Source organism: Pseudocitrobacter sp. 73, assembly GCF_008369545.1.
Classification (GTDB): domain Bacteria; phylum Pseudomonadota; class Gammaproteobacteria; order Enterobacterales; family Enterobacteriaceae; genus Pseudocitrobacter; species Pseudocitrobacter vendiensis.
This window is the reverse complement of sequence record NZ_VTZO01000076.1, coordinates 1-6683: the sequence shown is the minus strand read 5'-3', so window position 1 is coordinate 6683 and position 6683 is coordinate 1. Positions and strand designations below refer to the sequence as shown.

5 protein-coding genes and 2 pseudogenes are annotated in these 6683 nt (G+C 51.3%); all 7 read left to right on the top strand.

The window, feature by feature from the left end:
• Nucleotides 1-316: 316 nt before the first annotated feature.
• A complete protein-coding gene (locus F0Q32_RS25795) occupies nt 317-1630 on the top strand; it encodes an integrase (RefSeq protein ID WP_255475794.1) in 1314 nt (437 codons plus the stop codon).
• Between the two features lie 557 nt (nt 1631-2187).
• On the top strand, nt 2188-2556 hold the full coding sequence (locus F0Q32_RS25790) for a hypothetical protein (protein WP_000113586.1): 369 nt from the start codon (nt 2188-2190) through the stop codon (nt 2554-2556).
• Between the two features lie 577 nt (nt 2557-3133).
• Nucleotides 3134-3397 (top strand): annotated as a pseudogene (locus tag F0Q32_RS26660) (hypothetical protein); the annotation flags it as partial.
• Nucleotides 3398-3499: pseudogene (locus F0Q32_RS26655) on the top strand (hypothetical protein); the annotation flags it as partial.
• A complete protein-coding gene (locus tag F0Q32_RS25780) occupies nt 3489-3989 on the top strand; it encodes a hypothetical protein (protein ID WP_149465175.1) in 501 nt (166 codons plus the stop codon). The pseudogene F0Q32_RS26655 and the gene F0Q32_RS25780, both read left to right, overlap by 11 nt.
• A gap of 435 nt (nt 3990-4424) precedes the next feature.
• Nucleotides 4425-4916, top strand: a complete 492-nt coding sequence (locus F0Q32_RS25770) for a hypothetical protein (protein WP_149465173.1) — start codon at nt 4425-4427, stop codon at nt 4914-4916.
• A gap of 67 nt (nt 4917-4983) precedes the next feature.
• Nucleotides 4984-5973: a hypothetical protein gene (locus tag F0Q32_RS25765; protein ID WP_149465172.1), complete on the top strand. Its 990-nt coding sequence runs from the start codon at nt 4984-4986 to the stop codon at nt 5971-5973.
• Nucleotides 5974-6683: the final 710 nt, after the last annotated feature.

The window sequence follows — 6683 nt, the reverse complement described above, 5'->3', positions numbered from 1 at the left end:
TGGACTCCATTGTCAGACGGATGGATGGACTTGAAGTAGTTGACTCAATGCTACTTAAGGTCCTGATATGACTGACATTAATCATGATAATACTGTATATCCATCCAGTTCTTTCTCTGGGTCTCCCTATCTGTATCAGCAAGTCTACACCTCAAGTCCTGACACAAGGCTGACACAAATCAATCTACTCAGCGTAGCTAAGCCTCAGTTAGTCCGTAGAGCCAATGGTCGATATACTATCCGCTTCAGACTCAAGGGACAGACCATCCCGTTTCTTTCAGTATCGACCCGAAGCACAGACAGGAGAGTAGCCACAATGCGTCAGAGAGAGCTTGCAGCCACAGCTAAGTCCTTCATGTTGGATAGGCCTGAAGTCTCACTACAGGAGCTTACAGCGCACCTCCGGTCTATGGCTGAGCAGTTCCTGACAGACGCTAGTGACGATTACTGGAATGGACTTGAGGTCGCTACTTTGGTCGACGAGAAGTCCAACCTGAAGGAGCTAGCCGCTACGCAAGCCTTGAGTCTGGACCAGCAGAAGGGCATAAGGTTAGCGCTTGAAGTCCTGACCGCAGCACAGCAGAGGGTAGACACTGGTGATACCTCTGGTCTGATTAAGCTGATTGATGGTGGCGTAAGCCAGCTTACTGATGATAATAACCTTACTGATGACTCAACTGATGGCGTAAGCCAGCTTACTATAGGCGACTCTACGTCAATTCTGAATAATGAGCAGGGTGATAGACCAGCAGTTTTCACACAGGAGCGTCAGTCATCTGTAGTTTTTTCAAGCCTAGTGTCCTCGCTGCTGGCTGAGAAGGTCCAGACCCTGAAGACATCCAGCTACAAGGACCTCTCGTCCTCACTCAATACTGTCTCCCGGTTCCTGCCTGAAGACATGGACCTGATGTCCCGCTCTGGGTGGCTGGCTGTCAGGGACTCTATGCTGGCTGCTGAGGTGAGACCATCGACAATCAACAAGCTACTGACCAAGGCGAAGATGTGTCTTGATTACGGTCTGATGAATGGACAGCTTGAGGGCCGCAACCCTATTGAACGGATGAAGCTGACCAAGGATATCGACTCCAAGCGCAGGGCGTTCACAGACGAGGAGCTGGAGAGACTTCTGGTCCGTGTTGAGGCTGAGTATCAGTTCACACGACACACGGCTCACACGACCTCTGAGGCCCGTAGGTGGGCATCTCTGGTGTCTGTGGTCACTGGCGCTAGGTCTGCTGAAGTCTGCCACCTGACTAAACGTGACATTGTAACCTTGGACAATGGACTGGTCTGTATCGACATCAATGAAGACGGTGAAGGCAAATCAGTTAAGAACAAACATTCAGTCCGACTGGTGCCGCTGACCGATGGTGCGTATGGTTTCGACTTGGCGTCCTTCCTCTCATGGGTAGACACGCAGCCAGACGAGGGTCCTCTCTTTGGTATGACTCCGAGTGCATACTCAAGCTGGTTTAACTCGCGGGTCATGACTGAGGCCCTAGGAGACGCTGAGAACGTTTCTCTCCACAGTCTGAGACATTTGGTTGGCGACACGCATGAAAGAGCGTGGAGTCAATCTGGTGGACGCTCAAGGCATCTTAGGTCACAGCAGTCAGTCAATTACGTATGACCTGTACGGGAAAGGACACGCTGTTGGTAGGCTGGCAGAGGTGCTGAAGACAGCTTTACTTTAAGTAGGATGACACAAGGTGGAGACCATGATTGTTCCTGATGGTTGAACCTTGTGTTACTGAAGTCAGGACTGAAGTTATGGAGGGTGATAATAATCATAATCCCTCCTGACTATAGGCCCACTGGTCCGCCTTCGGCTGTCCGACTCTAAGTCTGTATGTGGTCTTATTTAAACTGGTTCCCTAACTCCAGTCCTCCAAATTCCTATGGTCTCCTCTTGACATTCCTGTTTAACTGTGAGTCGCCTCTGGTCTCTCTTTATATATACTTCCTTAATTCCTGAGGCGTCTTTAGTCCTTGACATTCGGTCCAACCTGTGGGTCACATCCGGTCCTCCCTCTTTATATTTACTTCCTTAATTCCTAGGGTCGACTTAATCCTTGACATCCAGTCCAGCCTGTGAGTCACATCCTGTCGCGCTACTGTATGCATCACCAGTGGTGGACTTGATTATCACTATAGGGAACCAACTAATTCAACTACAGGAGATACTCTATGGCACGACCAATCGCGACTCACGACAACACGTTCACCAAAGCCTACTTGCAGCAGCACTGCGGGGACCTGCTGTCATTCGATGGTCAGGGTGACTTGAGCGGCTGGCTGGATGATGTCCTAACTGGTGCTGGTCGCCTGAGCGAATCAATGGCAAGCAATACCAAGCCTGTCAGCCCATACTTGATTCTGACCCAACTACTAACGCACGACACATTAACTGTAAGCGCTGTGCAGGAGTCCCTGAGCCGTAAGCGTGTTGCCTTGGGTGAACCTATGGTTTCAACTCGCTACGCTCGCTACGTCTATGCTGCCGTCGTCAGCGCCAGTAAATCCGTCCAGTACCACGCCAGTAAAGCTGGTTCATGATTACGGACCCTAAACTATCACTATAGGGGAGACCAGCCTCCGCCTCTGAGTCAGGACATGCGAGCATCTGGTCAACCGACATTAAGTATCTCTCCTAAGTAGTCAAGGTCTGTGACCGCCTCTGACAGACCTCCTGTCTCGACCTCCAGCTCGTTAGCGTTCTTTAGTCGTCTCGGTTAGTAGCTCGTCTACTCACTACTCATTGGCTTAAGTCTATCACCGCTCACCATCTGGAGTCCTTACAGCTCGTCCTGACATGTGGTCGCACCTTTATACATATGGAGACACGCTAGTTATCTAGTAGCCAGTAGGAAAAGTTTCCGTCTGGTCAGGACTTAACGCGCTCAAAACTGAGCAGTCACCATTCTTAACGGGTCCAAATTTGGGCGCGTTGGCGAGAAGTCTAACCAACCCAGAAAACGGGTTTGTTAAAAAAGTTAACATGGTCTTCACACGACCTTATTACCTCAAGTCTTTCTGTATGTCTCCTGTTGCCTGTGAGTCTCCCTATCGTTGGGGGCTTGAGTAGGCTTTCAGGGTGTGACTTCAGGAGGCATAACAAAAGGAGTACAACGATATGTCAACTCAACCCTTAATGAAGCATGAAGTAGTTCTTCCTGTCATCGTTGACGGCTATCACTGGGCCTGTAATCAGGACCGTATGTGGAACCTGAACGAGCTACATAAAGAGCTTGAGCTTCCATCTGCTAAGGAGCCGGGTCAGTGGCGTTCTAGCGTCAGGACGCTTCTTGACCAAGATGCAAATTTGCATGTTGCTCATGGTGGTTCGACTCCGGGGACATGGGCTACTGAAGAGGCGGCTATTGCCTATGCGATGTGGGTCTCACCTGATGCCGAACGCCTTCAGGCGAAAGCTGACCAAGAACAGCGCTTCAGGTCCTTTGCCGAAGCTCTGGCGGGAGGTGCCTCTTATGACTTCTGACAATAAGCAGGAATACACCATTCATATCTTCGGTCAGGACATCACCAGTCAGGACGGATTGTTTCGACTGGATGAGATACGCCGGGTAGGCATTCAGATTGGTAAGGTAGAAGATAACCGTAGTACCGAGGTTGCTCGCTTCATGAGGACCAAGGCTGGTAGAAGTCTAACCAACCCAGAAAACGGGTTTGTTAAAAAGATTAACATGGGTCACTTAGGGACCTCGTGGCTGGCTGACCCAGTAGCCGCTATAGAGTTCGGTCGGTGGTTGGACATTGGGTACGGACTGGCAGTAACCCGAGCCTTCGTGTCTATGACCTCCAGCGCCACCGTGCAGTCTGCTGTAGCGTCTGCTGAGGACATCAAGCCGGAGACCAAGGAATTCATCCAGCGTCATGGCACAGGCCTCTACATCGCCGGACGTGAAGTCTCACAGGCTGAGTATTCAGACTATCAAGCTGTGACCGCTGGTCGCTGTGAGTGGAGGTAAGTAATCATGGCTATGATTGACCCTCGCACCGCTATCGGCAGGGCAACACTTCGCTACCGTGGTCTTCCTACTCGTCATCTTCTGTCAATGCTGGGGATGGGTACTGATTCATCCGAGCGCCCTTACTACAGTCGAGACGAGCTTATCTCAATGCTGGTGGACCGGGATTTGAACAATCAGTTACGCCGAGCGTTTGCGAAGTCTAGCGCAGCTAGTGAACTGGAGTCTTGAACCTTATGGGACCGAAAAGTGGTCGCATAAACCTATCGTCTGATGACCGAAGTTTCGACGCATTGAGCCAGACGGAAAAGTTTCCTGCTGGTAAACCACCTTAATTTAAACACCTTTTGAGAATGACCGATGCGGGGAGACCCGTAGGCATAACTGTGTCTGCGATACCGATAGTTCTCACCTTCTCAATAGGAGTACTACCTTATGTTATTCAACAACAACGACTGGAAGCTGTCAGTCACCGACATCAACCTTTATGAAAATACTGTGAGTCTGGACGGTAAGTCCTATCCGCTGTCATTCGCTATCAAGACCCTGATTCCGGGCTACCTGTCAGGACTGCCGTCTACCAGCCGTGAGGCGATGGAGTTACTGGAAGCTCTGGCTGAAGCTGGCGTGACCATTGGCAACTTCTTCAGTAATGACCTGATGACCGCCTATGGTCGCCGCCAGCAGAACAAGCGAGCTGAGGCTGAGCGTATCGCTAAAGAGCAGCGCATTCAGGCCGAGCGCATGCGTGAAGAGAACATGACTGATGCAGAGTGGCAGAAAGAGCTACAGCGCCGCGAACAGGACAAAGCTGAACGCCGGACCTATGGTGAGAGCCTCCGCAGTGCTACCCATTCCGCTGGTCGCTCCCGTGCCGCTATTGTCGCTGACCTTGAGTCAGGCGGTAACTGGCTGGACTCCATCTAAGAACACACACCCATTCTGTCCCTGACCTGTGGCTGGGGACATCAAGATTTCATTAAGGAGATTGATTATGAACATGATTAAAGACGCTTTCCAGTTTGGCATTGAGCCAGTACGCATCACCGATACCGACAACATTCAGGTCAATGAAGGTCTGCCGACTAACGCTGACCCGCAGGTCTATGCCCTCCAGTTAGCTAAGACGGTTAAGGCTATGCTGAACGGTGTACTTAAAGACGCTCAAGAGAACATCCCGTTCCCTGTAGAAGTCCTGCCTACCCGCAATAGCCTGCCGACCCCAATCATTGCTCACACTCTGGCTGACCGCTCTGTGGTCGTTCCAGTCCGTGGTGGCAAGCGACCTGAAGTCGTGACCGTTCCGTCTGGACAAGAAATCGTGGTCGAACCAATCGAGCAGGCTATTCTCATCTCTGAGCAGACCAAGCTCTGGGACGCCAAGTCTTCCACTGGTTTCACTCAGGGTACGCTCCAGCAGGACGCTATTAACATCTGTGAGAATGTGGTCCGTACCATCAACGCTCGCATGGTTGACGTTCTGGAGTCCTCCAAGCTGCTGAAGACCGTAGAGCTGCCAGTCCTGACTGGAAGCCTGACCACTAAGGCAGACGCTATCATGGACGCTCTGTTTGAGAACACCGAGTCCTCTTTCGGCGCTGAAGTGTCTGATTACGGCATCATCGCCCATGAGTCCCAACTGAAAGCGCTGTCCCGTCTGGCTGCTAAACAGGGCTTCTCTGGTGAAGACGCTATCGTGGATATGCTGGGTACCGACATCGCGTATTACAACGGTGAGGACAAAGGTGTGTTCATGCTGGCTAAACGCTTCACGGCCCTGAGCTTCGGCTGCTTCCGTCACGACGGTGAGAATATTACAGTCGTCCTTTCACGTGATGGCGACTCTCAGTCCCACGACTTGGAAATCCTCGGTAAAGTGTTCGTTGTCGCTGAAGCTGCTACGACCATCAAGATGGGCACTGGCTCAGCTACTGCCGTCCTGCCTGTAGTCAAACGCCTGAAGTTCACCAAGACCGAAGCGTAAGACCAATGGGTAAGAGCGTTAGTAAAGGCTTCAGGTCCATCGCCAAGGGCCGGACAGGTGGTGGTGGGACTCAAGGTGGGGCTTCGGTCCCGCCTCCTGTAGCTCCTCCAGATGACGCTCAGCAAGCTGTAGTCGATACCCAAGGTCAGGAGACCGAGGGAGGTAAGACCATGAGCAGGGTAAGTCTGGACTGAATATCAGCAGGACTTCAGGTGGTGGGTTATCACTGTGATTAAGACATCTATACAGCCTGTGGAGGGTGGACGATATCAAGCAACAATCTGGATGACACGCAGAGTCTATAAGCGGCTATGCTGGTCACTGGCTGAAGCTGAACAGTGGGTGAGACGTAAAGTGCCTACCGTTCAATCGTTCCAATCATCATGATAACTATGGTCTGGACCAATGGTCTGGACCTTTGTTTTGTACTAGTTATCTAGTGCAGTAGTACAATAGACGAAGGAGGCTTTATGTCTATGACTTCCGCAGACCTAAGGTCCCTCCTGACTCTGGTCTATAAACTCGTGTTCCTCTCTGTGGGCCTCTATATGGTCCTCTCCGGTCGACTCGGTGTAAATGTATTCGACACTCTGTCTAAGGCTGTGGGTGGGCTTCTGGGGGCTTAGGTTTGGACTCACAGTGGGACCGATGGTTTCTGACAGAAAAATGTGAATGACCATCTAATACATTAAGCCAGCAGACTTCCCCCC